This window comes from Streptomyces sp. G-G2 (genome assembly GCF_030063135.1).
Lineage (GTDB): Bacteria > Actinomycetota > Actinomycetes > Streptomycetales > Streptomycetaceae > Streptomyces.
Genome location: NZ_JASISO010000010.1, coordinates 102,737 through 129,461 on the forward strand (window position 1 = coordinate 102,737; position 26,725 = coordinate 129,461).

The 26,725-nt window shown below is 70.6% G+C and carries 21 protein-coding genes and 1 pseudogene; 9 read left to right on the top strand and 13 right to left on the bottom strand.

The window, feature by feature from the left end; all coding sequences use genetic code 11:
• Positions 1–44: 44 nt before the first annotated feature.
• From sufB to QMF80_RS10940, 3 genes are all read right to left on the bottom strand, one after another.
• Positions 45–1,460 (bottom strand): Fe-S cluster assembly protein SufB, encoded by a 1,416-nt coding sequence (gene sufB, locus QMF80_RS10930; RefSeq protein ID WP_283452056.1) that lies wholly within the window; start codon positions 1,458–1,460, stop codon positions 45–47.
• Positions 1,457–2,236 carry a helix-turn-helix transcriptional regulator gene (locus QMF80_RS10935; RefSeq protein WP_283452058.1) on the bottom strand — a complete coding sequence of 260 codons (780 nt, stop codon included), beginning with the start codon at positions 2,234–2,236 and terminating at the stop codon, positions 1,457–1,459. The genes sufB and QMF80_RS10935 overlap by 4 nt, the downstream gene beginning before the upstream one ends.
• A gap of 133 nt (positions 2,237–2,369) precedes the next feature.
• Complete coding sequence (locus QMF80_RS10940; RefSeq protein ID WP_283452060.1) at positions 2,370–3,161, bottom strand: formate/nitrite transporter family protein; 792 nt, start codon at positions 3,159–3,161, stop codon at positions 2,370–2,372.
• A gap of 121 nt (positions 3,162–3,282) precedes the next feature.
• On the opposite strand from QMF80_RS10940, the gene QMF80_RS10945 reads away from it, so the two are divergent.
• From QMF80_RS10945 to QMF80_RS10960, 4 genes are all read left to right on the top strand, one after another.
• Positions 3,283–4,209 (top strand): ABC transporter ATP-binding protein, encoded by a 927-nt coding sequence (locus QMF80_RS10945; protein WP_283452062.1) that lies wholly within the window; start codon positions 3,283–3,285, stop codon positions 4,207–4,209.
• Complete coding sequence (locus QMF80_RS10950; RefSeq protein ID WP_283452064.1) at positions 4,206–4,994, top strand: ABC transporter permease; 789 nt, start codon at positions 4,206–4,208, stop codon at positions 4,992–4,994. The genes QMF80_RS10945 and QMF80_RS10950 overlap by 4 nt, the downstream gene beginning before the upstream one ends.
• 117 nt (positions 4,995–5,111) lie before the next feature.
• A complete protein-coding gene (locus QMF80_RS10955; protein WP_283452066.1) occupies positions 5,112–6,269 on the top strand; it encodes a hypothetical protein in 1,158 nt (385 codons plus the stop codon).
• Positions 6,270–6,302: 33 nt separating this feature from the next.
• On the top strand, positions 6,303–7,265 hold the full coding sequence (locus tag QMF80_RS10960; protein WP_283452068.1) for a COX15/CtaA family protein: 963 nt from the start codon (positions 6,303–6,305) through the stop codon (positions 7,263–7,265).
• Here QMF80_RS10960 and QMF80_RS10965 read toward each other — a convergent pair.
• The 3 genes and pseudogenes from QMF80_RS10965 to QMF80_RS10975 form a co-directional block, all read right to left on the bottom strand.
• On the bottom strand, positions 7,262–8,386 hold the full coding sequence (locus QMF80_RS10965) for an amidohydrolase family protein (protein WP_283452070.1): 1,125 nt from the start codon (positions 8,384–8,386) through the stop codon (positions 7,262–7,264). The two genes, QMF80_RS10960 and QMF80_RS10965, sit on opposite strands and share 4 nt — an antisense overlap.
• A gap of 762 nt (positions 8,387–9,148) precedes the next feature.
• Positions 9,149–9,490: pseudogene (locus QMF80_RS10970) on the bottom strand (hypothetical protein); the annotation flags it as partial.
• 15 nt (positions 9,491–9,505) lie between these two features.
• The gene (locus QMF80_RS10975) at positions 9,506–10,444 is read right to left on the bottom strand and encodes a heme o synthase (RefSeq protein WP_283452072.1); all 939 of its coding nucleotides are present in this window, start codon (positions 10,442–10,444) and stop codon (positions 9,506–9,508) included.
• Positions 10,445–10,764: 320 nt separating this feature from the next.
• Between QMF80_RS10975 and tkt the strand changes: the two genes are divergently transcribed.
• The 5 genes from tkt (at position 10,765) to pgl (ending at position 17,518) form a co-directional block, all read left to right on the top strand.
• Positions 10,765–12,852: a transketolase gene (gene tkt, locus QMF80_RS10980; protein WP_283452073.1), complete on the top strand. Its 2,088-nt coding sequence runs from the start codon at positions 10,765–10,767 to the stop codon at positions 12,850–12,852.
• 35 nt (positions 12,853–12,887) lie between these two features.
• Positions 12,888–14,006, top strand: a complete 1,119-nt coding sequence (gene tal, locus QMF80_RS10985) for a transaldolase (RefSeq protein ID WP_283452074.1) — start codon at positions 12,888–12,890, stop codon at positions 14,004–14,006.
• A 5-nt stretch (positions 14,007–14,011) separates the two neighbouring features.
• Positions 14,012–15,541, top strand: coding sequence for a glucose-6-phosphate dehydrogenase (gene zwf / locus QMF80_RS10990; RefSeq protein WP_283452075.1), 1,530 nt, complete (start codon positions 14,012–14,014; stop codon positions 15,539–15,541).
• Positions 15,538–16,629: a glucose-6-phosphate dehydrogenase assembly protein OpcA gene (gene opcA / locus QMF80_RS10995; protein WP_283452076.1), complete on the top strand. Its 1,092-nt coding sequence runs from the start codon at positions 15,538–15,540 to the stop codon at positions 16,627–16,629. The genes zwf and opcA overlap by 4 nt, the downstream gene beginning before the upstream one ends.
• A gap of 106 nt (positions 16,630–16,735) precedes the next feature.
• Positions 16,736–17,518, top strand: coding sequence for a 6-phosphogluconolactonase (pgl, locus tag QMF80_RS11000; RefSeq protein WP_283452077.1), 783 nt, complete (start codon positions 16,736–16,738; stop codon positions 17,516–17,518).
• Positions 17,519–17,594: 76 nt separating this feature from the next.
• Here the strand turns inward: pgl and pgi are convergent, their stop codons facing one another.
• The 7 genes from pgi to QMF80_RS11035 all read right to left on the bottom strand — a co-directional run bounded on the left by pgi (position 17,595) and on the right by QMF80_RS11035 (position 26,608).
• Complete coding sequence (gene pgi / locus QMF80_RS11005) at positions 17,595–19,247, bottom strand: glucose-6-phosphate isomerase (protein ID WP_283452151.1); 1,653 nt, start codon at positions 19,245–19,247, stop codon at positions 17,595–17,597.
• A 146-nt stretch (positions 19,248–19,393) separates the two neighbouring features.
• Complete coding sequence (locus QMF80_RS11010; protein ID WP_008741068.1) at positions 19,394–19,729, bottom strand: RNA polymerase-binding protein RbpA; 336 nt, start codon at positions 19,727–19,729, stop codon at positions 19,394–19,396.
• A gap of 191 nt (positions 19,730–19,920) precedes the next feature.
• The gene (gene secG, locus QMF80_RS11015; RefSeq protein ID WP_283452078.1) at positions 19,921–20,148 is read right to left on the bottom strand and encodes a preprotein translocase subunit SecG; all 228 of its coding nucleotides are present in this window, start codon (positions 20,146–20,148) and stop codon (positions 19,921–19,923) included.
• Positions 20,149–20,286: 138 nt separating this feature from the next.
• A complete protein-coding gene (gene tpiA / locus QMF80_RS11020) occupies positions 20,287–21,063 on the bottom strand; it encodes a triose-phosphate isomerase (RefSeq protein ID WP_283452079.1) in 777 nt (258 codons plus the stop codon).
• Positions 21,064–21,069: 6 nt separating this feature from the next.
• Positions 21,070–22,281, bottom strand: coding sequence for a phosphoglycerate kinase (locus QMF80_RS11025; protein WP_283452080.1), 1,212 nt, complete (start codon positions 22,279–22,281; stop codon positions 21,070–21,072).
• A gap of 149 nt (positions 22,282–22,430) precedes the next feature.
• Entirely contained in the window at positions 22,431–23,435 is a 1,005-nt protein-coding gene (gene gap, locus QMF80_RS11030) for a type I glyceraldehyde-3-phosphate dehydrogenase (RefSeq protein WP_283452081.1), read from the bottom strand.
• Positions 23,436–23,644: 209 nt separating this feature from the next.
• A complete protein-coding gene (locus QMF80_RS11035) occupies positions 23,645–26,608 on the bottom strand; it encodes a M14 family metallopeptidase (protein ID WP_283452082.1) in 2,964 nt (987 codons plus the stop codon).
• Positions 26,609–26,725: the final 117 nt, after the last annotated feature.

Here is a 26,725-nt window from a genome sequence, read left to right on the forward strand (position 1 = left end):
TCTTGCGTCAAAGGGATCTGCGCTACGGGACGGGCGGGGCCGGACTAGCCGACCGACCCCTCCATCTGCAGCTCGATCAGCCGGTTCAGCTCCAGCGCGTACTCCATGGGCAGCTCGCGCGCGATCGGCTCCACGAAGCCGCGGACGATCATGGCCATGGCCTCGAACTCCGTCAGGCCGCGGCTCATCAGGTAGAAGAGCTGGTCGTCGGAGACCTTGGAGACGGTCGCCTCGTGACCCATGGACACGTCGTCCTCGCGGACGTCCACGTAGGGGTACGTGTCCGAGCGGGAGATCGTGTCGACGAGCAGGGCGTCGCACAGCACGTTGCTCTTGGAGCCGTGCGCGCCTTCACCGATCTCGACCAGACCGCGGTAGGAGGTGCGGCCACCGCCTCGCGCCACCGACTTGGAGACGATGTTGGAGGAGGTGTTCGGAGCCATGTGGACCATCTTGGAGCCGGCGTCCTGGTGCTGGCCCTCGCCCGCGAAGGCGATGGAGAGGGTCTCGCCCTTGGCGTGCTCGCCCATCAGGTAGACGGCCGGGTACTTCATGGTGACCTTGGAACCGATGTTGCCGTCGATCCACTCCATGGTCGCGCCCTCGTACGCCACGGCGCGCTTGGTGACCAGGTTGTAGACGTTGTTCGACCAGTTCTGGATCGTCGTGTAGCGGCAGCGGCCGCCCTTCTTCACGATGATCTCGACCACGGCGCTGTGCAGCGAGTCCGAGGAGTAGATCGGAGCGGTGCAGCCCTCGACGTAGTGGACGTAGGCGTCCTCGTCGACGATGATCAGCGTCCGCTCGAACTGGCCCATGTTCTCCGTGTTGATACGGAAGTAGGCCTGGAGCGGGATGTCGACCTTGACGCCCTTGGGGACGTAGATGAACGATCCGCCCGACCACACGGCGGTGTTCAGCGAGGCGAACTTGTTGTCACCGACCGGGATGACCGTGCCGAAGTACTCCTGGAAGAGCTCCGGGTACTGCTTGAGCGCGGTGTCCGTGTCGAGGAAGATCACGCCCTGCTCCTCCAGGTCCTCACGGATCTGGTGGTAGACGACCTCGGACTCGTACTGGGCCGCGACACCGGCGACGAGGCGCTGCTTCTCCGCCTCCGGGATGCCGAGCCTGTCGTACGTGTTCTTGATGTCCTCGGGCAGGTCCTCCCAGGAAGCGGCCTGCTTCTCGGTCGAACGCACGAAGTACTTGATGTTGTCGAAGTCGATGCCCGAGAGGTCGGCACCCCAGTTGGGCATGGGCTTCTTGCCGAACAGCTTGAGGCCCTTGAGGCGGAGCTTCAGCATCCACTCGGGCTCGGACTTCTTCCCCGAGATGTCGCGGACGACATCCTCGGACAGACCCCGCTTGGCAGCCGCTCCGGCCGCGTCGGAGTCGGCCCAGCCGTATTCGTAGGTGCCCAGGCCATCCAGCTCAGGGTGAGCGATCTCCGTGGTCATGCGGGGTTCCTCCCGGCGGTGCGTACAGAAGCTGTTACTGATGTGTTGGTCTGTGGGGCGTGTGCGGCGGGCCCGGCGCTTCGTGGAATGAAGGTCGTGCACACCCCGTCGCCGTGGGCGATGGTCGCGAGCCGCTGCACGTGCGTCCCGAGCAGGCGGGAGAAGACCTCGGTCTCCGCCTCGCACAGCTGTGGGAACTGCTCGGCCACGTGGGCGACCGGGCAGTGGTGCTGGCAGAGCTGTTCACCACTCTGCGGCCCCGGGGCGCTCTTCGCCGTAGCAGCGTACCCGTCCACGGTCAACGCCCTGGCCAGGGCCTCGGCGCGGTCCGCGGGGTCCGCCGCTTCGACCGCCTCGCGGTAGCTGACCGCCTGGGTCTCCAGCCTCGCCCGGGCGAAGGCGGCGACCGCCGCCTCACCCTGCTCCCCGCCGCCCGCGGACTGCGCGATCCAGCGCAGGGCCTCGGCGGCTAGGGCGTCGTAGGACTGGTCGAAGGCGTCGCGGCCGCACGCGGTGAGCGCGAAGACCTTCGCGGGGCGGCCCCGGGTCCGGGCGCCGTAGACGCGCTGCTCCCGGGAGGCGATCACGTCGTCGGCGACGAGCGCGTCGAGGTGGCGCCGTACGGCGGCCTGGGTGAGGCCGAGCCGCTGGGCCAGGTCGGCGACGGTCGACGGACCGTGGTCCAGGATCGACCGCGCGACCCGGTCGCGGGTGGACCGCTCTCCGGTCGCGAGTTCCCCCTGGGGGGCCTCGATCTGCCGTTCGCCGTATTTCACAACGCCATTGTTGCGTAATTACCCGGGAGGCGACAAGCCGTGTCGGAGGACACCCGTGGTGGCCTCTATCACTAAGGGTTACCTAATCTATGCACGCAGAGTCACGAGCGGGCCGGGAGCGGAACGGCGGGGATCACGCGGACGCCACGGCGCCGCGATCACGGCGCGCCCCTCCGGCGAACCAGTACACGGCTCCCACCAGCAGGCCCCCGCCCACGATGTTCCCGGGCACGGTGAACATCAGGTTCCGGAAAAGGTCGCCGAACCCGGCCCGCCCGTCCAGGATCGCCAGGCTGAACACCGCCATGTTCGCTACGCAGTGTTCGAAACCGACCGCCACGAAGACGGCGACGGGCAGCCACAGGACGAAAATCTTGGCCGCGTCGCCGCGCGCCCGGGTGAACATCCAGATCGCCAGGCACACCAGCATGTTGCAGAGCACCGCGCGCCAGAACAGCTGACCGCCGCCGAGCGCCGTCTTCCCGTGCACCATCTCGGCGAGCATGGCCCGCGCGGACGGCGAGGAGGTCACTCCCGATGCGTGCACCATGGCGCCGAAACCGAAGGCCCCCACCAGATTGCCGGACAGCGAGAGCCCCCAGGAGGCCAGCAGGTCCTTGATCCCGGTGCGGCCGGACAGGGCGCCGACCAGCATGACCATCACATTGCTGGTGAAGAGCTGGGCCCCGGCGAACATCACGATGGTCAGGGCGATCGGGAAGACCCCGCCCTCCAGCAGCTTCACCGCCGCCGACCCCTTGGCGACGAACGGCGAGACGGCGACGAGCAGCAGGACCTCCCCGATCCCGATGTAGGCACCGGCCAGCATCGCCGAGACGGCATAGCGCGCCGGGTGCCCGAGATCGTGCGCCTTGTGCTCGGCCTGCCCCGAGGTGGCTTCGACGTTTCGCGCGATGCTGTTCACCTTTCGAAGTTAGGCCCTCCCCGTTGGTCCGTTCGGTACGAAAAGGTCATGAATACCCGGACTCGTGACCTTCGGGACCCAGGACTTAGGACCCCCTCGGCGCCTCCGTAGACTCACCCGCATGAGCAACGACCCCGCCGTGGAGATCCGCGGACTGGTGAAGCGGTACGGCACCAGAACCGCGGTGGACGGCCTCGACCTCACCGTCCCGAGGGCCTCGGTGACCGCGGTCCTCGGTCCCAACGGCGCGGGCAAGACGACCACCGTGGAAATCTGCGAGGGCTACCGCCGCCCCGACGCCGGGACCGTCCGCGTCCTGGGCCTGGACCCGGCCGCCGACGCGCAGGCCCTGCGCCCGCGGGTCGGCGTGATGCTCCAGTCCGGCGGGGTCTACTCCGGCGCCCGCGCCGTCGAGATGCTCGAACACATGGCCAAGCTGTACGCCGACCCGCTCGACGTCGGCCTCCTGGTGGAGCGGCTCGGGCTCGGCAGCTGCGGCCGCACCGCCTACCGCCGGCTCTCCGGCGGCCAGCAGCAGCGCCTCGCCCTGGCCATGGCCGTCGTCGGCCGCCCCGAGCTGGTCTTCCTGGACGAGCCGACGGCGGGACTGGACCCGCAGGCCCGCCGGGCCACCTGGGACCTCGTGCGGGAACTGCGCGCCGACGGGGTCGCCGTCGTGCTCACCACCCACCACATGGACGAGGCCGAGCAGCTCGCCGACGAGGTCGCCATCGTCGACGCGGGCCGGATCGTCGCTCACGGCAGCCCCGAGGGGCTGTGCCGCGGCGGCGCCGAGAACACCCTGCGATTCACCGGCCGCCCCGCCCTCGACCTCGCCTCGCTGCTCAAGGCGCTGCCCGACGGCACCCAGGCCGCCGAGACCAGCTCGGGCGTCTACCGCCTGACCGGCGAGATCGACCCGCAGCTGCTCGCCACCGTCGCCTCCTGGTGCGCCCAGCACGGGGTGATGCCGGACAGCCTCACCGTCGAGCGGCACACCCTCGAAGACGTCTTCCTCGAACTCACCGGCAAGGAGCTGCGGTCATGAGCAGCGGTACGTTCACCCCCCGGCCGGGGGCGGCGCCCGTGTCCCGGATGATCCTGGCGCAGACCGCGTTGGAGACCCGGATGCTGCTGCGCAACGGTGAGCAGCTGCTCCTGACCGTGATCATCCCGGCGCTGCTGCTCGTGCTGTTCTCGACCGTGGACATCGTGACCGTGACCGTGCCCGTTCGAGAGGGCGGGGCGGGACGGTCCGTGGACTTCCTCGCCCCCGGCATCCTGGCCCTCGCGGTGATGTCCACCGCCTTCACCGGCCAGGCCATCGCCACCGGGTTCGACCGCCGCTACGGGGTGCTCAAGCGGCTCGGGGCGTCCCCGCTGCCGCGCTGGGCGCTGCTGGCCGCCAAGACCCTGTCGGTGCTGGTCACCGAAGTGCTCCAGGTGGCCCTGCTGTCGGTGATCGCCCTGGGGCTCGGCTGGTCCCCGCGCGGGAACCCCCTCGCCGTGGCCGCGCTGCTGCTGCTCGGCACGGCCGCGTTCTCCGGGCTCGGGCTGCTGCTGGCGGGCACCCTGAAGGCCGAGGTGACGCTGGCCGCCGCGAACCTGGTGTTCCTGCTGCTGCTGGTGGGCGGCGGGGTGATCGTGCCGATGGAGAAGTTCCCGGACGCGGTGCGTTCCGTACTGGAGCTGCTGCCGATCTCGGCCCTGTCCGACGGGCTGCGCGAGGTGCTCCAGCACGGGGCCGCGCTGCCGTGGGGCGACGCGGCCGTGCTGGCGGTGTGGGCGGCGCTGGGCCTGGGCGCGGCGGCGAAGTTCTTCCGCTGGGAGTAGCCGCTCGGGAGTGACCGGTTCCGTATTGCGCCGGGAGAGAAGGCCTTCCCCCCGCGGCGGCCTTCCCACGAGGATGTACGCCTCGTACGACACGGAGCCGGGGGGCTGGGGGCGGGCATGGGGCAGCGAGAGGCCGTACTGCGGCTGGACGAGCAGTGGGCGCGGATCCGGTCGGGCGCCGCGCACGCGGAGCCCGGGGAGCGCGACCGGCTGCTCGGCGAGCTGATCTCCGCGCTGCGGGAACCCGCGCGCGGCGACCCCGAGTGCGCGGCCCGGCTCGGCCTGCGCCTGGGCGACCTCGCGGCCCGCCGGTTCGCCGACGGGGACCGGGCCGGGGCACTGTCCGCCCTGGAGGAGGGCCTGCGGCACGCGCAGCAGGCCGCAGGGCACTCCGCCGAGTACGCCCGCTGGTACGCCCGGGGCCTGATCAACCAGGGGGTCTGGCTGGCCTGGCCGCTGAGCGACGCGGACCGGCTGCCCCGGCACCCGCTGGGCGCGGCGGCCGAGGAGGGCCCGAGCCCGATGGAACGGGCGGCGGGCGAGCGGGCCGTGGACGTGACCCGCACGGCGGTGGACGTCCTGGCGGGGCTGGACCCGCACGATCCGGTCAATCAGCGGGGGCTGGCCCAGGCCAAGGTGTTCCTCGGGGACCGGCTCGCCGAGCTGGGTCTGGCCGAGGACTCGGTGGCGTGGGCGGTGGACGCGGAGCGGGACTTCCGCAGGCTGCTCCAGGTGAGCCCGGGCGCGGAGGAGGCCCAGGAGGCCGAGGACGCGCTGGCGCACATCGGGCGGCAGCTGGAACTGCGGCTGCGCTTCCTCGACTTCGAGTCGCTGGTGGGGCTGCGCGCGGACGGGCTGCTGCCCGAACGGCTGCTGCCGCAAGCGGTGCTGGCCGCCCGGATCCAGGGGGTGGAGGCGGAGCTGATCGCGGCGCGGCTGCGGCTGGACTCCGACCGGGTGGCCGAGACGCTGGCCGCCGTGCCGTGGCTGGCGGTGTGGCGCTTCGACGTCCGCGGCCCTGACGGGCTGTGGAACGTACAGGGACATCCCTGGCACGGCTCAGCAGAGGTGACGAACAGGACAGCTGAGGACGTAGCGGCTGAATTGTTCCGCGGGTTCTCCGAGTCGCCCGACTACCCGGGCCCGGGAGCGCATTGGCGGATCCGGGTGTGGTGGCAGGAGGAAGGCGACCCGGCGGGGGCCCGGTTCCGGCTGATGATCGCCCCCGAGACCTCAAGTGACGCGCCTGACACACCTGACGTCACCCCCTCGTGAAAATTTGCACAAGGCGCCGCCTACGATAGGGGCGTGTTCTCCCCACTCGCTTATATCGCCAGCCGCTGGACCCCGTCACCGCGGATCGTCCAGCGGGCCGCGCTCGCCGCCGTCGTGATGAGCGTGGTCATCGTCGTCACCGGCGGCGCGGTCCGCCTGACCGGCTCCGGCCTGGGCTGCGACACCTGGCCCAAGTGCACCGACGACAGCCTCTTCGCGACGCCCGCCCAGGGCTTCCACGGGGCCATCGAATTCGGCAACCGCATGCTGACGTACGTCCTGTGCGCGGCCGTCGGCTGGGGCATCATCGCGGCCCGCTCGGCCACGCCGTGGCGGCGCTCGCTCACCAAGCTCGGGTGGACCCAGTTCGTCATCGTGATGGGGAACGCCGTACTCGGCGGCATCACCGTGATGACCGGCCTCAACCCCTACAGCGTGGCCGGGCACTTCCTGCTCGCCACCTCGTTGATCACCGTCACCACGATCACCTGGCAGCGCACCCGCGAGGGTGACACCGCCCCCCGGCCGCGGGTGCCGGCGCCGGTGCGCAAGCTGTCGTGGGCACTGCTCGCCTTCGCGCTCCTCCTGATCGCGGCGGGCACGGTGGTCACCGGGTCCGGTCCGCACGCGGGCGACAGCAGCGACATCAAGCGGATGCCGCTGGACTGGGCGACCACCGCCCACGTGCACGCCATCGCCGCCTGGGTGGTCTGCGCGCTCGCCGTCGCGATGTGGCTGGTCCTGCGCGTGGTGGACGCCCCGGACGACACCCGGGCGCGCGCGCGTGACCTGCTGATCGTGCTGCTCGCCCAGGGCGTGGTCGGCTACGTCCAGTTCTTCACCAAGCTGCCCGAGGCGCTGGTGGCCGCCCACATGCTCGGCTCCTGCCTGGTCTGGATCGCCGTCCTGCGGGTGGCGCTGAGCCTGCGCGAACGGCCCGCTGAGCGGGCGGAGATCCCGGCTCAGGCCGACCCGGCGCTGTCCGCCTCGGTCTAACGCCGGTCCAGCCCGTAGACGCGGCGGGCGTTGCCCGCCGCGAGCAGGGCCGCGACGCGTTCGGCGTCCCGCCAGGACCAGGCGCCGTCGGCGACCCAGCCGCCCAGGACCCGGCTCAGCGCGTCCCGGAACACCCGGGCCGCGACCACGTGCAGTTCGGGCAGCTCCCGGCCGCCGCTGGAGAACATCAGCTTGCCGAAGGGCGCCAGCTCCAGCAGTTCCGCCAGCACCTCCCCGGCCCGCGCCCCGGTCCGGGCGAGGGCCGGCCCCAGGTCGGCGTACACGTGCGGGAAGGCGGCCGCCAGGTGCGCGGCCTGCCGGTGGTACGGATAGCCGTGCAGCAGGACCAGGTCGCCCCCCAGGCCCGCCGTCGCCCGTACGAAGTCCGTGAGCAGCGCGGGATCGCCCCGGTCGAGGCGCTCGCGCGGATCCCCGGCGCCCGCGTGCAGCTGGAGGGGCAGGCCGGACTCGACGGCCCGCCACAGCAGATGGCGCAGGAGTACCGGATCCCGCACGGCCCCGCCCTTGACCCGCCGGGCCAGCCAGCGGGCCGCCGCCGCCCGCACCTCGTCGGGACCGGGCGGCCCGGGCGCGAAGGCCAGGGCCGGGACGTGGCCGGACCTCGCGCCCGCGCCGCAGGTGAAGGCCACGGCCCCGGCCGCCGCGTGCTGGAGCGCCTCGGCGAGGTTGACGACGAACCCCTCGGCGGTGCCGGAGGTGTCGGCGACCTGCTCGGCCAGTGACTCCAGCCGGACGCTCTCGTGGGCCTCGGCGTCCCCGGCCAGGGCCAGCTCCTTGGGGCCGGTCAGGTCCCCGGGCGGCCCGGTGTCCACGAGGTAGGCGGCGATCCCGGACCCCCGCAGCAGCCGCCGCGCCGACTCCGCCGGGCCGAGTTCGCGGCGGCGGGCCAGGTAGTGCGCGGGCGGACAGTGGGCGTCCAGCCCGAGCAGCGGCGGGCACCAGCGGCGCACGGCGAAGCCGGCCTGGCTGTCGAAGAAAGTGGTCCCGGCGGCGGCCGGTCCCACCGACCGGCCCAGGAGGGCCTCGAAGCTACCGAGACCGAGGTCCGTGCGGAGCACCCCGTGGCAGTACTGGTCGACCAGGGGCGGCGTTTCGATCATCGGGGCATCCCGTTGCGGACGTGAGGGCGCGCTTCCACCCGTCCTAACGGATGAGCGGGGTGTGAGGTGTTGCTCGCGCTGTTGACCGAGCCCCACCCCCACCCCGCCTCCCTACTTCCCGCCGTCAGCCTCCGGCTCGGCGGCGGCGTCCTTCTCCGCCTCGGCCGGAGCCGCGGACGCGGGAGCGTCAGCCTCCGGCTCGGCGGCGGCCGCGGGCTCCGCGGCAGCGGTCGCGTCCTTCTCGGCGGCGGAAGCCTCACCCTTCGACGCGGCGGCAGCCGCCAATGCCGCGGCGGCGGCAACTTCACCCTCCGACTCCGCCGGACCTGTTGACGCGGCAGCGGCGGGCTTCGGCTCGGCGGTCTTCGGCTCGGCGGCAGCCGCGGGCTCCGCAGGAGCGGCGGTCGGCTTCGGCTCCGCAGGAGCAGCCTCGGCGGCGGGCTTCACCTCGGCGGGAGCCGCGGCGGCAGCGGGCTTCGGCTCCGGGGCGGCGGTCGGCTTCGGCTCCGCAGGAGCAGCCGTTGCGGCGGGCTTCACCTCGGCGGGAGCCGCAGCAGCGGCGGGCTTCACCTCGGCGGCGGCGGTCGGCTTCGGCGCCGCAGGAGCAGCCGTTGCGGCGGGCTTCACCTCGGCGGGAGCCTCGGCGGCAGCGGGCTTCGGCTCCGGGGCGGCAACCGCGGGAGCCGCGGGCTTCGCCTCGGCGGGGGCCGGGGCTACCGGCGCGGGCTCCGGCAGCGCCTCGGCGGCCGTCGGGACGGGCGGGTTCGGGGGGCCGCCCAGTTGGATGCCCGCCATCCGGGTCCACTCGTACGGACCCGTCCGCACCCGCGCCGCCATCTCGCCGTCGAAGGCGTCCCGGAGCGTCAGCCCCGCCTTCGCCGCCGCGAGCTTCGCGATCTCGTGGCCCGGGGCCACCAGGTCGCCCCAGCCCCCGTCGGCGCCGACGAGCACGATCCGGGTGCCCACCTGGCCGATGTACGCGAGCTGACCCTCGGCGCCGCCGTGCTGCTTGGCGAAGGCGTCGATCTGCTTGGCCAGCTTCGCCGCGGTGCGGTCCTGCTTCTTGTCGGGAGTGACTGCTGCGGTTTCTGCCATGGACGGCATGCTACCGGCGAGTAATCACCGGAGGAAGGGATCCACGGCCACCGCCACGAACAGCAGCGACACATAGGTGATCGACCAGTGGAACAGCCGCATCTCCTTGAGCTTGGCGCCCGTCACCCCGGACTTCGCCCGGGCGTGCAGCGCGTGGGCCTCCCACAGCCACCAGCCACCGGCCAGCAGCGCCACCGAGGTGTAGAGCCACCCCGTGTAGCCCAGCGGGGTCAGCAGCAGCGAGACCGCCACCATCACCCAGCTGTAGAGGACGATCTGGCGCGCCACCACCTGGTTGCCCGCGACCACCGGCAGCATCGGCACGCCGACCCGCGCGTAGTCGTCCTTCACCTTCATCGACAGCGGCCAGTAGTGCGGCGGCGTCCAGAAGAAGATGACGAGGAAGAGGATGAGCGCGGCCCAGGAGACCTCGTTCTTCACCGCCGACCAGCCGATGAGCACCGGCATGCAGCCCGCGATGCCGCCCCACACGATGTTCTGCGAGGTGCGGCGCTTCAGCAGCATCGTGTAGACCACGACGTAGAAGAGGAGCGCGCCGAGGGAGAGCGCGGCCGACAGCCAGTTGACGAGCAGGCCGAAGAAGACGGTGGAGATCACCCCGAGGGAGATGCCGAAGACCAGGCATTCACGGGGGCTGACCATGCCGGTCACCAGTGGCCGCTGCGAGGTCCGGTCCATCAGCGCGTCAATGTCGCGGTCGATGTACATGTTCAGCGCGTTCGCGCCGCCCGCGGACAGATAACCGCCGAGGCAGGTCGTGAGGACCAGCCACATCGGCGGAACACCCTGCTCGGCGAGGAACATCACCGGCACGGTCGTGATGAGCAGCAGCTCGATGATCCGCGGCTTCGTCAGCGCCACGAAGGCCATGGCCCGGGCCCCGAACGGCCGGTGACCGGTAGGCCCGAGCACCCCCGCTGGACGGGATTCGACGGCCGTCACGCACACCCCTGACAGAGACTCCCAGCAAGCTCCGTCGCGGGCCCCATGACATGAGGGCCCGGTATGGACTTGCGCGTACCACGCCACTCTAGACGTTGCCCTTACGTCGCCCCGCGCGGGGGTCGCCACGTGTTGGACCGGTCGCGTCGCCCCGGACGGCCCCCGCGCGGACCTGCGGGGCGGTGAACCCGACGTGGCAAGGTGGTGACGGCATGGAGGCACTCGAATAGCTGCACGCCCCGGCGAGGGTAGGCTCGGAATCGCGCCGGTGCACGGTACGTCACCGGGATTCGACATGTGGAGAGGAGCCCTGACCCACGGTGAGCACCAAGCCGACGACCACAGAGCTCGAGTGGACCGAACTGGACCAGCGCGCCGTTGACACGGCCCGCGTTCTCGCCGCGGACGCGGTGCAGAAGGTCGGGAACGGCCACCCCGGTACGGCCATGAGCCTGGCCCCCGCCGCGTACACCCTCTTCCAGAAGGTCATGCGGCACGACCCCGCTGACCCGGAGTGGGTCGGCCGGGACCGTTTCGTGCTCTCCGCGGGGCACTCGTCCCTCACCCTGTACACGCAGCTCTACCTGGCCGGCTTCGGCCTGGAGCTGGACGACCTCAAGGCGTTCCGCACCTGGGGTTCCAAGACCCCCGGTCACCCCGAGTACGGGCACACCACGGGCGTCGAGACCACCACGGGCCCGCTGGGCCAGGGTGTGGCCAACGCCGTGGGCATGGCCATGGCCGCCCGCTACGAGCGCGGCCTGTTCGACCCGGAGGCCGCCCCGGGCACCTCCCCGTTCGACCACATGGTCTACGCGATCGCGGGCGACGGCTGCCTCCAGGAGGGCATCTCCGCCGAGGCGTCCTCGCTGGCCGGTCACCAGAAGCTCGGCAACCTCGTCCTGCTGTGGGACGACAACCACATCTCCATCGAGGGCGACACCGAGACGGCCGTCTCCGAGGACACCCTCAAGCGGTACGAGGCGTACGGCTGGCACGTCCAGCGCGTCGCCCAGCAGGCCGACGGCGACCTCGACCCGAAGGCGCTGTACACCGCCCTCGAAGCCGCCAAGGCCGAGACGGAGCGCCCGTCCTTCATCGCGGCCCGCTCGATCATCGCCTGGCCCGCGCCGCACGCGCAGGGCACCGAGGCCGCCCACGGCTCGGCCCTCGGCAATGACGAGGTCGCCGCCACCAAGGTCATCCTCGGCTTCGACCCGGAGAAGACCTTCGAGGTGTCCGACGCGGTCATCGGGCACACCCGCAAGGCCCTCGACCGGGGCCGCGAGGCCAAGGCCGAGTGGGAGAAGGACTTCTCCGCCTGGCGCACCGCCAACCCGGAGCGCGCCGCCGAGTTCGACCGCATCCAGGCCAACGAGCTGCCCGCGGGCTGGGAGGACGAGCTCCCCGCCTTCGAGACCGGCAAGAGCGTCGCCACCCGCGCGGCCTCGGGCAAGGTGCTCGCCGCTCTCGGCGCGGTCATCCCCGAGCTGTGGGGCGGCTCGGCCGACCTCGCGGGCTCGAACAACACCACCATCGACAAGGACTCCTCGTTCCTGCCGGTGGGCAACCCGCTGCCGGAGGCCGACCCGTACGGCCGCACCATCCACTTCGGCATCCGCGAGCACGCCATGGCCGCGGCCATGAACGGCATCGCGCTGCACGGCCACACCCGTATCTACGGCGGCACCTTCCTGGTGTTCTCCGACTACATGCGCAACGCCGTCCGCCTCTCCGCGCTGATGCACGTGCCGGTCACCTACGTGTGGACGCACGACTCCATCGGTCTCGGCGAGGACGGCCCCACGCACCAGCCGGTCGAGCACGTCGCCTCGCTGCGCGCCATCCCGGGCCTGAACGTGGTCCGTCCGGCCGACGCGAACGAGACCGTCGTCGCCTGGCGCGAGATCCTCAAGCGCCACACGAAGGTGTACGGCAAGGGCGCTCCGCACGGCCTGGCGCTGACCCGTCAGGGCGTTCCGACGTACGACCGCAACGAGAACGCCGCCAAGGGCGGGTACGTGCTCATCGAGGCCGAAGGCGGTGACGCCCAGGTCGTCCTCATCGGCACCGGTTCCGAGGTCCAGCTCGCCGTGGCGGCGCGCGAGGCGCTCCAGGCCGAGGGCGTTCCGGCCCGAGTGGTCTCGATGCCGTCCGTCGAGTGGTTTGAAGAGCAGGACCAGGAGTACAAGGACAGTGTGCTGCCGCCTTCGGTGAAGGCGCGCGTCGCGGTCGAGGCGGGCATCGGCCTGACCTGGCACCGCTACGTCGGCGACGCGGGCCGGATCGTCTCGCTGGAGCACTTCGGTGCCTCGGCCGACGCGAAGGTGCTCTTCCGCGAGTTCGGCTTCACCCCGGAGGCCGTAACCGCGGCGGCCCGGGAATCCTTGGCCGCCGCCGCGCGCTGACGCCCGTACCAAGACAAGTAGGAGATGCAATTCCCATGACAGACGCACTCAAGCGCCTCTCCGACGAGGGCGTGGCGATCTGGCTGGACGACCTGTCCCGCAAGCGCATCACGTCCGGCAACCTGGCAGAGCTGATCGACCAGCAGCACGTGGTCGGTGTCACCACCAACCCGTCGATCTTCCAGAAGGCGATCAGCAGCGGTGACGGCTACGAGCAGCAGCTCGCCGACCTCGCCGCCCGCAAGGTCACCGTCGAAGAGGCCATCCGCATGATCACGACGGCGGACGTCCGTGACGCCGCCGACATCCTGCGTCCGGTCTTCGACGCCACCGAGGGCCAGGACGGCCGGGTCTCCATCGAGGTCGACCCGCGCCTCGCCCACAACACGAAGGCGACCGTCGCCGAGGCCAAGCAGCTGGCCTGGCTGGTGGACCGCCCGAACACGCTCATCAAGATCCCGGCGACCGAGGGCGGCCTGCCCGCGATCACCGAGGTCATCGGCCGGGGCATCAGCGTCAACGTCACGCTGATCTTCTCGCTGGAGCGCTACAGCGCGGTCATGGACGCCTACCTGGCGGGCCTGGAGAAGGCCAAGGCCGCGGGCCTGGACCTCTCCAAGATCCACTCGGTCGCCTCCTTCTTCGTGTCCCGCGTGGACTCGGAGATCGACAAGCGTCTCGACGGCATCGGCACCGACGAGGCCAAGGCCCTCAAGGGCAAGGCGGCGCTCGCGAACGCCCGTCTGGCCTACGAGGCCTACGAAAAGGTCTTCAGCGGCGAGCGCTGGGCGGCCCTGGACAAGGCGCAGGCCAACAAGCAGCGTCCGCTGTGGGCCTCGACCGGCGTCAAGGACCCGGCGTACAAGGACACCCTGTACGTGGTGGACCTGGTCGCTCCCGGCACGGTGAACACCATGCCGGAGGCCACCCTGGATGCCACCGCCGACCACGGCGAGGTCACCGGTGACACCATTCGCGGCACCTACGAGCAGGCCCGTGCCGAGCTCGACGCGGTCGCGAAGCTGGGCATCTCGTACGACGATGTGGTGCAGCTGCTCGAAGACGAAGGCGTCGAGAAGTTCGAGGCGTCCTGGATTGACCTGCTGAAGTCGACCGAGGCGGAGCTTGCGCGCCTCGCCCCCACGGAGGCCTGAACACCTTGTCTGTAAACGGAGCGAACCCGCTTCGTGACGCACAGGACCGGCGGCTCCCGCGCATCGCGGGGCCGTCCGGCCTGGTCATTTTCGGCGTTACGGGTGACCTGTCGCGCAAGAAGCTGATGCCTGCCGTCTACGACCTCGCCAACCGCGGCCTACTGCCTCCGGGCTTCTCGCTGATCGGTTTCGCCCGGCGTGAATGGCAGGACGAGGATTTCGCCCAGGAGGTGCACGACGCGGTCAAGCAGCACGCCCGCACGCCCTTCCGCGAGGAGGTCTGGCAGCAGCTCGTACAGGGCTGCCGGTTCGTCCAGGGCGACTTCGACGACGACGAGGCGTTCGAGACGCTGAAGTCGACGATCGAGGAACTGGACAAGGCCCAGGGCACGGGGGGCAACTTCGCCTTCTACCTGTCCGTCCCGCCGAAGTTCTTCCCCAAGGTCGTCGCCCAGCTCAAGAAGCACGGGCTGGCGGACCAGAAGGAAGGCTCCTGGCGGCGCGCGGTCATCGAGAAGCCGTTCGGTCACGACCTGACCAGTGCCCAGGAGCTCAACCAGCTGGTGCACGACGTGTTCCCGCCCAACGAGGTCTTCCGGATCGACCACTACCTCGGCAAGGAGACCGTCCAGAACATCCTGGCGCTCCGCTTCGCGAACACGATGTTCGAGCCGATCTGGAACCGGTCGTACGTCGACCACGTGCAGATCACCATGGCCGAGGACATCGGCATCGGCGGCCGGGCCGGGTACTACGACGGCATCGGCGCCGCCCGTGACGTCATCCAGAACCACCTGCTCCAGCTGCTCGCGCTGACCGCGATGGAGGAGCCCGGCTCCTTCCACCCCAAGGCGCTGGTGGCGGAGAAGCTGAAGGTCCTGACGGCGGTCGAGCTGCCGGAGGACCTGGGCAAGCACACCGTGCGCGGCCAGTACTCGGCCGCGTGGCAGGGTGGCGAGAAGGTCGTCGGCTACCTCGAAGAGGACGGCATCGACCCCAAGTCGAAGACCGACACCTACGCCGCGATCCGCCTGGAGATCAACAACCGCCGCTGGGCGGGCGTGCCGTTCTACCTGCGGACGGGCAAGCGCCTGGGCCGCCGGGTGACGGAGATCGCGGTGGTCTTCAAGCGGGCGCCGTACCTGCCGTTCGAGTCGGGCGCGACCGAGGAGCTGGGGCAGAACGCCCTGGTCATCCGGGTCCAGCCGGACGAGGGCGTCACGGTGCGCTTCGGCTCCAAGGTTCCGGGCACCTCCATGGAGGTCCGGGACGTCACGATGGACTTCGCCTACGGCGAGTCCTTCACGGAGTCGAGCCCGGAGGCGTACGAACGGCTGATCCTGGACGTCCTCCTGGGTGACGCGAACCTCTTCCCGCGCCACCAGGAGGTCGAGCTGTCCTGGAACATCCTCGACCCGATCGAGGAGTACTGGGACACGCACGGCAAGCCCGCGCAGTACCCCTCGGGTACCTGGGGCCCGGTCGAGGCGGACGAGATGCTCGCACGAGACGGACGGAGCTGGCGCCGGCCATGAAGATCGACCTCACGGATACCACCTCGAGCAAGATCAACGCCGCGCTGGTGCAGGCGCGCCGCGACATCGGCACGCCTGCCATCGGCATGGTCCTGACGCTGGTGATCGTGACCGACGAGGAGAACGCGTACGACGCGCTCAAGTCGGCGGGCGACGCCTCCCACGAGCACCCCTCGCGGATCGTCGTCGTGATCAAGCGGGTCACCCGTTCGGCGCGCGGCCGCCGTGATGCCCGGCTCGACGCGGAGATCCGCGTCGGGGCGGACTCCGGCAGCGGCGAGACCGTGGTGCTGCGGATGCACGGCGAACTGGTCGACCACGCCCAGTCGGTGGTCCTCCCGCTGCTGCTGCCCGACGCCCCCGTGGTCGTCTGGTGGCCGGTCGGCTCGCCGTCGGACCTGGCGGGCGACCCGCTGGGCGCCCTGGGGCAACGCCGGATCACGGACACGTACGCGTCCGAGGAGCCCATCGCGGCCCTCGGCGCCCGGGCGGCGGCCTACGCCCCCGGCGACACGGACCTGTCCTGGACTCGGATCACCCCGTGGCGCTCGATGCTGGCGGCCGCGCTGGACCAGCAGCAGTCCCTGCGGATCGCCTCGGCCACGGTCGAGGGCGAGGACGAGAACCCCAGCTGCGAGCTGCTGGCCATGTGGCTGGCGGACCGCCTCGGGGTGCCCGTCAAGCGCACCCACTCCGACGGCCCGGGCCTGACGGCCGTACGCCTGGAGACCAAGGACGGCGCGATCGTCCTGGACCGGGCGGACGGGGCGCTGGCCACCCTGTGCATGCCGGGGCAGCCCGACCGCGCGGTGGCGCTCAAGCGCCGCGATACGGCCGAGCTGCTGGCGGAGGAACTCCGCCGGCTGGACCCGGACAACACCTACGAGGCCTCGCTGAAGTTCGGCGTGGGCGGCCTGGCCACGGTGTCCGCGCACACGACCGCCGAGGCCCCCGCGGCCGCGGCGGACGCGCAGGCGGCGGCTGCGGCCGGAGCTCCCGGGGCGAAGGCTCCGGCGGCGAAGGCCCCTGCTGCCAAGCCGGCGACGGCCAAGCCCGCGGCGGCGAAGAAGGCCGCGGCCAAGAAGTGAGCACGGTGTGCCGCCGTACGCACCCCCTTCACCGGGGGCGCGTACGGCGGCACACGCGCTTTCCCAGACACCCGAACCCCACCAAGAAGGCGGCATCACCATGGGCATGACGACTCCTCAGGTCGTCGTCCACCGGGACAAGGAACTGATGGCGCGGGCCGCCGCGGCACGGCTGATCACGAAGATCGTCGACGCCCAGGCCGCCCGCGGCAGCGCCTCCGTCGTCCTCACCGGCGGACGCAACGGCAACGGCCTGCTGGCCGCCCTCGCCGACGCGCCCGCCCGGGACGCCATCGACTGGGCCCGCCTGGACCTGTGGTGGGGCGACGAGCGCTACCTGCCCGCCGATGATCCCGAGCGCAACCACACCCAGGCCCGTGCGGCCCTGCTGGACTCGGTCCCCGTCGATCCGGCGCGCGTGCACGTCATGCCCGCCTCCGACGGCCCGTACGGCTCGGACGTGGACGCGGCCGCCGCGGCCTACGCCGAGGAGCTGCGCCGGGCCTCGACGCCCGAGGACCACGGTCCGGTGCCCCGGTTCGACGTCCTGATGCTCGGCGTGGGTCCGGACACCCACGTGGCGTCCCTGTTCCCCGAGCACCCCGCCGCCCGGGAGACCGAGCGCACGGTGGTAGGCGTGCACGGCGCGCCCAAGCCGCCGCCGACCCGGATCTCGCTGACCCTCCCGGCCCTGCGCGCGGCGCGCGAGGTGTGGCTGCTGGCGGCGGGCGAGGACAAGGCGGGCGCGGTCGCCCTCGCGCTCGGCGGGGCGGGCGAGGTGCAGGCCCCGGCCGCCGACGTGTACGGGCGCTCGCGCACCCTGTGGCTGCTGGACCGGGCGGCCGCCGCGAAGCTGCCGCCCGCGCTCTACCCCCCGGCGTCGGCCTGAGCCTCCCGGTACGCCGGAGCGCCCCGCACCGTGGACGGTGCGGGGCGCTCCGGCGTCCGTACGGCCGGGGAAACCCTCAGCGGCCGCGCAGCTCGCGGTAGGTGGCCACCAGGGCCCGGGTGGAGGCGTCCAGGCCCGGGACGTCCGCGCCCTCCGAGAGCGCGGGCTCGATCCGCTTGGCGAGGACCTTGCCCAGCTCGACGCCCCACTGGTCGAAGGAGTCGATGTTCCACACCGCGCCCTGGACGAACACCTTGTGCTCATAGAGGGCGATCAGCTGGCCCAGGACCGACGGGGTCAGGTCCTTCGCCAGGATCGTGGTCGTCGGGTGGTTGCCCAGGAAGGTCTTGTGCGGGACGAGTTCCTCCGCCACGCCCTCCGCACGGACCTCGTCGGGCGTCTTGCCGAAGGCCAGCGCCTGCGTCTGCGCGAAGAAGTTCGCCATCAGCAGGTCGTGCTGCGCCGCGAGGGCCGGGGAGAGCGCCGCGACGGGACGGGCGAAACCGATGAAGTCCGCCGGGATCAGCTTCGTGCCCTGGTGGAGCAGCTGGTAGTAGGCGTGCTGCCCGTTTGTGCCGGGCGTGCCCCACACGACGGGGCCGGTCTGCCAGTCCACCGGATTGCCCTCGCGGTCCACGGACTTGCCGTTGGACTCCATGTCCAGCTGCTGCAAGTAGGCCGTGAAGCGGGAGAGGTAGTGGCTGTACGGGAGGACCGCGTGCGCCTGCGCGTCATGGAAGCCGCCGTACCAGATCCCCAACAAGCCCATCAGGAGCGGCGCGTTGGACTCCGGCGGGGCGGTTCGGAAGTGCTGGTCCATCTCCCGGAAGCCCTGGAGCATCTCGTGGAAGGCGGCCGGCCCGATCGCGATCATCAGAGAGAGCCCGATGGCCGAGTCGAAGGAGTAACGACCGCCGACCCAGTCCCAGAACTCGAACATGTTGGCCGGGTCGATGCCGAAGTCGGTGACCTTCTCGGCGTTCGTCGACAGGGCGACGAAGTGCCGTGCCACGGCCGCCTTGTCCCCGCCGAGGCCCGCGAGCAGCCATTCCCGCGCCGAGGTGGCGTTGGTGATCGTCTCGATGGTGGTGAAGGTCTTCGAGGCGATGATGAAGAGGGTCTCGGCCGGGTCCAGACCCAGCACCGCCTCGTGCAGGTCGGCGCCGTCCACGTTGGAGACGAAGCGCAGGCTCAGCTCCCGGTCGGTGAACGCCCGCAGTGCCTCGTACGCCATCGCCGGACCGAGGTCGGAACCGCCGATGCCGATGTTGACGACGTTCTTGATCCGCTGCCCGGTGAAGCCGCGCCACTCCCCCGACCGGATCCGGTCGGCGAAGGCGCCCATCGAGTCGAGGACCTCGTGCACCGCGGGGACGACGTTCTCCCCGTCGACCTCGACGACCTCGTCGCGGGCCGCGCGCAGCGCGGTGTGCAGGACCGCCCGGTCCTCGGTGGTGTTGATCTTCTCGCCGCGGAACATGGCCTCGCGCAGCTCCGCCACCCCGGTCGCCGCCGCCAGTTCGCGCAGCAGGGTCAGCGTCTCGTCGGTCACGAGGTGCTTCGAGTAGTCGATGTGCAGGTCGCCCGCCCGCAGGGTGTAGCCGGAGCCGCGGCCCGGGTCGGCTTCGAACAGTTCCCGCAGATGCGTCTGCCCCAGCTCGTCCCGGTGCTTGCCGAGTGCCAGCCACTGCGGCGTCCGGTTGAGCCTCGTACGTCCGTCTGCGTTCATCTCGGACATCAACCCACTTCTTCCGTCCTGTTGTGCCCCGCCGGACTCCAACCTAAGGGATCGGAAGCCGGACAACACACACAAAGAGACCCGGCCCGCGGAAGAAGGTCTTCCGCGGGCCGGGCCCGAAGTCAAAGATCACTCGCTCAGATCTCGCCGCGCAGCTTGGCGAGGGCTTCGGCGAGGATGGCCTCGCCGTCCGCGTCCGTGCGCCGCTCCCGTACGTACGCCAAGTGCGTCTTGTACGGCTCGGTGCGCGGGGGTGCCGGCGGGCTGTCCCGGTCCTGACCGGCCGGGAACCCGCAGCGCGGGCAGTCCCAGGTGTCCGGCACCTGCGCGTCGCTGGCGAAGCTGGGCTGCGTCTCGTGCCCGTTCGAGCACCAGAAGGAGATGCGCAGGCGGGGCGCGGACTCGCCGCGCTCGGCCTCGCCCATCGGCCCCGCTCCGACCCGGCTACCACGGATCGCGTTGCCACTTGCCACAGTCGTAACTCCCTGCGTGATGGTGCCGCGAAGCGCGAGTGGATTTCCGCCGCGGGCGCCCCAGTCTACGTAAGGCCCAACGCGCGTCCAGTGACCGGAGTTACGACTTCCGGGGCATGGACGCGGACCTCATGATAGATCGGACGGGGCGTCCCGGACCGGCGGAACGGCCGGATCGCTCAGTTGCCGCCCTACTTCGTGAGCAGGCTGAGCGCGATGATGCTGGCGAACCAGAGCAGACCGATCACCATCGTGATGCGGTCGAGGTTGCGCTCGGCGACCGAGGAGCCGCCGACGGAGGACTGCATGCCGCCACCGAACATGTCGGAGAGACCGCCGCCCTTGCCCTTGTGCATCAGCACCAGGAGCATCAGCAGCAGGCTGAAGACGACCAGGGCGATCGAGAACCCCATAATCACGGCTGATTCCTACTTTCTGACATTCCCTGGTGTGCTGTGAACCCCGACGGGGGCCAGTGGCTGTTGTTCAGCCTGCTGGCCCCCGCAAGGGTACGACGGATCCGTCCTACCGCATACTCACTGCGACGATCAAGCCGCTCACTGGTCGCGGAAGCGGACGATCTTGACGAACTCCTCGGCGTCGAGCGCCGCGCCGCCGACGAGGGCGCCGTCGACGTCGGGCTGCGCCATGATCGCGGCGATGTTGCCCGACTTGACCGAGCCGCCGTACTGGATGCGGACCGTGTCGGCCAGCTCCCGCGAGTACAGCTCCGCGAGGCGGGTGCGGATCGCCCCGCAGACCTCCTGCGCGTCGTCGGGGGTGGCGACCTCGCCGGTGCCGATGGCCCAGACGGGCTCGTACGCGATCACGATGGACTCGGCCTGGTCGGCCGGGATGTCCTTGAGCCCGCCGTCGAGCTGCGCCAGCGTGTACGCGACCTGGTCACCGGCCTTGCGGACGTCCAGGCCCTCGCCGACGCACAGGATCGGGGTGATCCCGTTCTGGTAGGCGGCCTTGACCTTGGCGTTGCAGATCTCGTCGGACTCGCCGTGGTACTGGCGGCGCTCGCTGTGGCCGACGGCCACGAACGTGCACTTCAGCTTGGACAGCATCGCGCCGGAGATCTCACCGGTGTAGGCGCCGGACTCGTGCGCCGAGATGTCCTGGGCGCCGTACTTGATCTTCAGCTTGTCACCGTCGACCAGGGTCTGCACCGAGCGCAGGTCGACGAAGGGCGGCAGGACCGCGACCTCGACGGCGTCGTAGTCCTTGTCGGCGAGCGCGAAGGCGAGCTTCTGGGTGTGGGCGATGGCCTCGAGGTGGTTGAGGTTCATCTTCCAGTTGCCCGCCATGAGCGGGGTGCGCGTGGTCATACGGGGTCAGACCTCCAGAGCGGCGATGCCGGGGAGCGTCTTGCCCTCGAGGTATTCGAGGGAGGCGCCGCCACCGGTCGAGATGTGGCCGAACTTCGTCTCGTCGAAGCCCAGGTTGCGGACGGCGGCGGCGGAGTCGCCACCACCGACCACGGTGAAGCCCTTGCTGTTGAGCAGGGCCTGCGCGACGGCGGTGGTACCGCCCGCGTAGTCCGGGTGCTCGGCGACGCCGACCGGCCCGTTCCAGAAGACGGTCTCGGCGTCCACGATCTTCGACGCGAACAGCTCGCGGCTCTTGGGGCCGATGTCCAGGCCCTCCTGGTCCGCGGGGATCTTGTCGGCGTCGACGACCTCGAAGTCGGCCGGGGCCTTGGTCTTCAGGTCGGGGAAGTCCTTGGAGACGAGCACGTCCACGGGCAGGACCAGCTCGACGCCGTTCTTCTTCGCGCGCTCCATGTATTCGAGCACCACCGGGATCTGGTCCTCCTGGAGGAGGGAGATGCCGACCTCGTGGCCCTGGGCCTTGAGGAAGGTGTAGGCCATGCCGCCGCCGATCAGCAGGCGGTCGGCCTTGCCGAGCAGCTCGTCGATGACGGCGAGCTTGTCGGAGACCTTGGCGCCGCCGAGGATGACCGTGTACGGGCGCTTGACGTCCGAGGTCAGCTTCTTCAGGACGGCGACCTCGGTGGCGATCAGGTAGCCGGCCGCGTGCGGGAGGCGCGCGGGCAGGTCGAAGACCGAGGCGTGCTTGCGGTGGACGGCGCCGAAGCCGTCGCCGACGTAGATGTCGGCCAGTTCGGCGAGCTGGTCCGCGAAGGCGCCGCGCTCGGCGTCGTCCTTGGCGGTCTCACCGGCGTTGAAGCGCAGGTTCTCGATGACGGCGACCTGGCCGTCGGCGAGGGCGGCGACCGTCTTTTTGGCGGAGGAGCCGACGGTGTCGGTCGCGAAGGCCACGTCCTGGCCGAGCAGCTCGCCGAGGCGGGCGGCGGCGGGGGCCAGCGAGAAGGCGGGGTCCGGGGCGCCCTTGGGGCGGCCCAGGTGGGACGCGACGATGACGCGGGCGCCGGCGGCGGCGAGCTTCGCGATCGTCGGCTGGACGGCGCGGATGCGGCCGTCGTCCGTGATGGTGGTGCCCGAGAGCGGCACGTTGAGGTCGGCGCGGACGAACACCCGCTTGCCGGAGACGCCCTCGGCGAGAAGTTCGTCGATCGTCTTCATGTAATTCTGCTCCTTATCCCCGTACACGGCGTTTCGCCTGTGCGGAGCGAGAGTACGAGGCAAGCAACAGGGCCCGTACAGCGCTTCATCGCGCTGCCCGAGCCCTGGTGCTTCACATCGTGGTGCCTTGCCCCAAAAACCTGACGACCTTAGAGCTGGCCGCCGACGAAGACGGTGAGGTCGACGAGACGGTTCGAGTAACCCCACTCGTTGTCGTACCAGCCGATGACCTTGACGCTCTTGCCCTGGACCATGGTCAGGGAGGAGTCGAAGGTGCAGGAGAACGGCCAGTTCACGATGTCGGAGGAGACGATCGCGTCCTCGGTGTAGTCGAGGATGCCCTTCAGCTGGCCCTGGGAGGCCTTCAGGAAGGCGGCGTTGACCTCTTCCTTCGTGGTCTCGCGCTCCAGCTCGATGACGAGGTCGGTCACGGAACCGGTCGGGACCGGGACGCGCATCGCGATGCCGTCGAGCTTGCCCGCCAGCTCCGGGATGACCAGCGCGGTGGCCTTGGCGGCACCCGTGGTGGTCGGGATGATGTTCTCGGCGGCGGCGCGGGCGCGGCGCAGGTCCGAGTGCGGGAAGTCCAGGATCCGCTGGTCGTTCGTGTACGCGTGGACCGTGGTCATCATGCCCTTGACGATGCCGAAGCTCTCCAGGAGAACCTTGGCCATCGGCGCCACGCAGTTGGTGGTGCAGGAGGCGTTGGAGATGACGTGGTGGTTGGCCGCGTCGTACTTCTCCTGGTTGACGCCCATCACGATCGTGATGTCCTCGTCCTTGGCCGGAGCCGAGATGAGGACCTTCTTCGCGCCCGCGGCGATGTGCTTCGCGGCGTCGGCCTTCTTGGTGAAGATGCCGGTCGACTCGATGACGATGTCGGCGCCCAGTTCGCCCCAGGGGAGGTTCGCGGGGTCGCGCTCGGCGAACGTCTTGAAGGTGTTCCCGCCGACCGTGATGGTGTCGGCCGTGTGGGAGACCTCGTGCTTGAGGCGGCCCAGGATGGTGTCGTACTTGAGCAGGTGCACCAGGGTCGCGTTGTCAGTCAGGTCGTTGACACCGACGATCTCGATGTCCGCTCCCTGCTCCAGGAGCGCCCGGAAGTAGTTACGGCCAATTCGGCCAAAACCATTGATGCCTACGCGGATCGTCACGAACCGATCTCCTCGTTGGTGCGCCGACCTGTCCGTCGGCGAGCTGTATGGGATGTCCCCGACCGCTTATGACCCTACCTCTCCGTGAGCTTCGAGGTGACATCGACAGGGGCCTGACACGCCCCGACGGCCTGTACCAACCGCTCCGGTACGGGCCGACGGGGACTTTGTCCCCCCTCACTCAACGTGATCGGCGGGGGGCCCGCAGGTCAGTGCTTCAGCGAGCGGAGCGCCTTACCGACGAGTACCGCTCGGTCCGCCGCGACGGGCAGGTGCTCCAGGCCGAAGCCGAGGAGAACGGTGTTACGCGTAGTCACCGCCGCATAGGACTTGAAGAGCTCCCCGGACCGGGACCAATCTCCCGGAACATCGGGACTTCCGGCAGGTGCGCCCTGGGCGCTCCAGGCTCCGAGCGAGGTCTCGAAGCCCTCGGCCGCCTGGTCGGCGCCGCCCGTGGACAGGCGCGCCTCGTCCGCGAAGACCCCGCGGCCGCCGGTGCCCGGGTCGGTGATGGAGGACAGCGATACCTCGACGGTCTTGCCCGCGTAGGCGCTCAGGTCGAAGGAGACCTGCTTCCAGCCGCCGGAGGATCCGGTGAAGCTGTTCCAGGCGCCGCTGGTGCCCTGGGCGGTGCAGCCGCCGGAGCCGAGGGTGAGGTAGTGCTTGAGGAAGGGGTGGCCGTTGATGAGGAAGCCGCCCTCGCACTCGGTGGGCACGGCGCCGCTGCTCTGACCGCCCGCCTCGGGCAGGGTGGTCCAGTCCTCGGCGCCCGTGGTGTGGGCCTCCAGGACGGCGTGGTCGTAGCCCGGCTCGGTGTCCCAGTTCAGGGCCATCTTGAGCTGCGGCTTGTCGGCCGCGGTGACCCCGGTCAGGTCGACCGTACGGACCAGGCGCTTCCAGTCGTTGTCGTTGTGCACGGCCGAGGCCATCCAGGACCCGGCGTAGGGGGCGTACGGGTTCACGATGCCGTCGTAGAGACCCGCCTGGGCGCTCTTGAACTGCGGGAATTTCGCGGCGGGCAGGGTGTCCGAGGTGACGCTGTAGGCGCCCGGGCGGTCCAGCGGGTTGCCGGGGGTGCCGGGGGCGTCGCCGAGCGCGCCCTTGGCGCCGCCGAGCGCGCCCGCGCCGGTGAAGCCGGTGGCGCCGGTCCCGGTGCTGCGGTCGTAGGCGCCGAGGTAGTACTGGCTGAAGTCGTCGGTCACGGCGCGGCCGACCTTGGCGTCGCCGCCCGCCAGTTCACCGGCCTCGATCAGCTTGCCGCCCTCGTTGAGGAAGTCGCGCACGGCGATCTGGGTGGCCCCGCCGGGCGCCTGGGCGCCCGTGTAGTGGACGGCCGTACCGAAGTGCGAGAGCACGCCGAGGTGGTGCGGGACGCCCTGGGCGGCGACGTCCCAGACGGCGGCGGAGCGTCCGTTGGCGCGCAGGGCGTCCACGTACTTCTGGGCCTGCTGGGCCTTGGCGCCCTCTTCCGCGATCACCAGGACGTCGGCGCGCGGCCGCTCGGCCACGGTGTAGGTGAAGTGCTCGCTGGAGACCTGCCGGGAGCCGTCGCGACCGGTGAACCAGACCTCGACCTTGTCGCCGGGCCGGGTGCCCCCGACGGAGGCGCGGTACTCGTCGAACCAGTTGTTGTCGTCGCCGCCGTACGTCTCACCGCCCTTCCACGCCTTGAGGTCCTCGTCGTGGACGCGGCCCCCGTTGATCTTGTAGTTGAGTTCCTTGTCCTTCAGCGCCTTGCGGGCGGTGACGGACACCTTCTGGTCCTCGCCGCGGGCGGCGTAGGAGGTGGTGAAGGGGTCGGTGGTGAAGTCGGCGGAGCTGAGGCCCACCGAGGAGACCGGCTTGTCCGGGTGCGCCGCGGACTGGGCGACCGAGAGGGCGAAGGGGACGTTCTTCTGGAACTCCGCCTGGATGAGCTTCTCGTCGTCCGGGAAGTTGAAGCCGGAGGCGCAGTCCTCGGACTTCCACCGGTCGTTCGGGTCGCTGTCGGAGGCGGTCTGGCAGGTGGTCATCTCAGGCGTGAACATCATGACGCCGTTGACGTTGGCCGCGTGGCCGTCGGCCTCGCCGTTGGTGGTGTAGAGCTCCGAGGAGACCTGCGGGTAGTAGCCGGGGATCGCCGAGTGCTCCGGGGTGCCCGCGAGGGCCTTGTAGGCCACGTCGTCGGGGGTCGGGGTGGCGACCTGCCAGCCCACGCCGTAGAGCAGCAGCTCGGCGGCGGAGTGGTAGTTGACGGCGTAGTGGAAGCCGATGCGCTTCTCGAACGTGTCGAGGGCGACGGTCTCGGGCTCGGACTCCGCCGTGGGTCCGCGGTAGGTCTCGCTCGACAGGTCGGCCGAGGAGCCCTCGTTGTCGTAGCCCCACTTGTAGGGGAAGTTGCGGTTGAGGTCGACGCCGTCGACGGCGGTGTGCTTGCCGTCGCCGTTGTTGTCCCGCATGTTCTTGCGCCACAGCCGGTCGCCGTCGGGGGCGTGGGTGAAGTCGTACCCGTCGGGGTTGGCGGAGAGGACGAACCACATCTCGGTGGAGTCGACCAGCTGCGTGATCTTCTGGTCCTTGCCGTAGTTGTCGAGGTAGTAGTGCATCAGCCGCCGGGTCATCTCCGGGGTGATCCACTCACGCGCGTGCTGGTTGGACATGTACAGGACCGAGGGCTTGGAGCCGTCCTTGGCCTGCCGGGCATTCTTGGTGATCTTGAGGGCGAGGATGTCCTTGCCCTCGACCGTCTTGCCGATGGAGACGACTTTACTGAGGCCGGGGTTGGTCTGGCCGGTCTTGACGATCTCCTCCTGGAGGCCGCCCTTGCCGCTGTAGGGGCGGAACACCCCGTCGCCCGCCGCCTCGGCGCGCGCGGTGGCCTTGGCCGGGACCTTGCGCTCGGCGAGCTTGACGCCCTGGGCGCCGAGCTTCTTGGCCTGGGCGGTGGTGAGGAACAGCTCCACCTTGGCGGTGCCGTGCTCGGGAGCCTGCTCGTTCAGCTCGTGGGCGTCCTGGCCCGCGGCGAGGACCAGCGGTACCTGTTCCCTGGTGATGTCGGCGTCGTAGACCCGTACCTCGTCGGCGGCCGGTCCGGCCGCCGAACCGTTCTGGGCCTGCGCGGCCACCGGTACGGCGGCGAGTGAACCGAAGACGAGTGCGCTTGCGGCGAGGATCGATCTCGCGCGGTGCCTCATGTGCCCCCCTGGGCGTCGTCTGCCACGAAAGAGTTCGCACGACAGGCTCACGACCCCCACATGCCCATGTCAATGGAAAACGCCGAAAGGGGCCCGCACGAGATCACGTGCGGGCCC

Excerpts from the sequence above, each read along its gene's own strand:
- QMF80_RS11025 (WP_283452080.1), bottom strand. The coding sequence starts at position 22,281 with ATGAAGACGATCGACGAACTTCTCGCCGAGGGCGTCTCCGGCAAGCGG.
- QMF80_RS11035 (WP_283452082.1), bottom strand. The coding sequence starts at position 26,608 with ATGAGGCACCGCGCGAGATCGATCCTCGCCGCAAGCGCACTCGTCTTC.
- pgl (WP_283452077.1), top strand. The coding sequence starts at position 16,736 with ATGACGACTCCTCAGGTCGTCGTCCACCGGGACAAGGAACTGATGGCG.
- pgi (WP_283452151.1), bottom strand. The coding sequence starts at position 19,247 with ATGAACGCAGACGGACGTACGAGGCTCAACCGGACGCCGCAGTGGCTG.
- QMF80_RS10950 (WP_283452064.1), top strand. The coding sequence starts at position 4,206 with ATGAGCAGCGGTACGTTCACCCCCCGGCCGGGGGCGGCGCCCGTGTCC.
- QMF80_RS10965 (WP_283452070.1), bottom strand. The coding sequence starts at position 8,386 with ATGATCGAAACGCCGCCCCTGGTCGACCAGTACTGCCACGGGGTGCTC.
- QMF80_RS10945 (WP_283452062.1), top strand. The coding sequence starts at position 3,283 with ATGAGCAACGACCCCGCCGTGGAGATCCGCGGACTGGTGAAGCGGTAC.
- sufB (WP_283452056.1), bottom strand. The coding sequence starts at position 1,460 with ATGACCACGGAGATCGCTCACCCTGAGCTGGATGGCCTGGGCACCTAC.
- opcA (WP_283452076.1), top strand. The coding sequence starts at position 15,538 with ATGAAGATCGACCTCACGGATACCACCTCGAGCAAGATCAACGCCGCG.
- tpiA (WP_283452079.1), bottom strand. The coding sequence starts at position 21,063 with ATGACCACGCGCACCCCGCTCATGGCGGGCAACTGGAAGATGAACCTC.
- QMF80_RS10955 (WP_283452066.1), top strand. The coding sequence starts at position 5,112 with ATGGGGCAGCGAGAGGCCGTACTGCGGCTGGACGAGCAGTGGGCGCGG.
- tal (WP_283452074.1), top strand. The coding sequence starts at position 12,888 with ATGACAGACGCACTCAAGCGCCTCTCCGACGAGGGCGTGGCGATCTGG.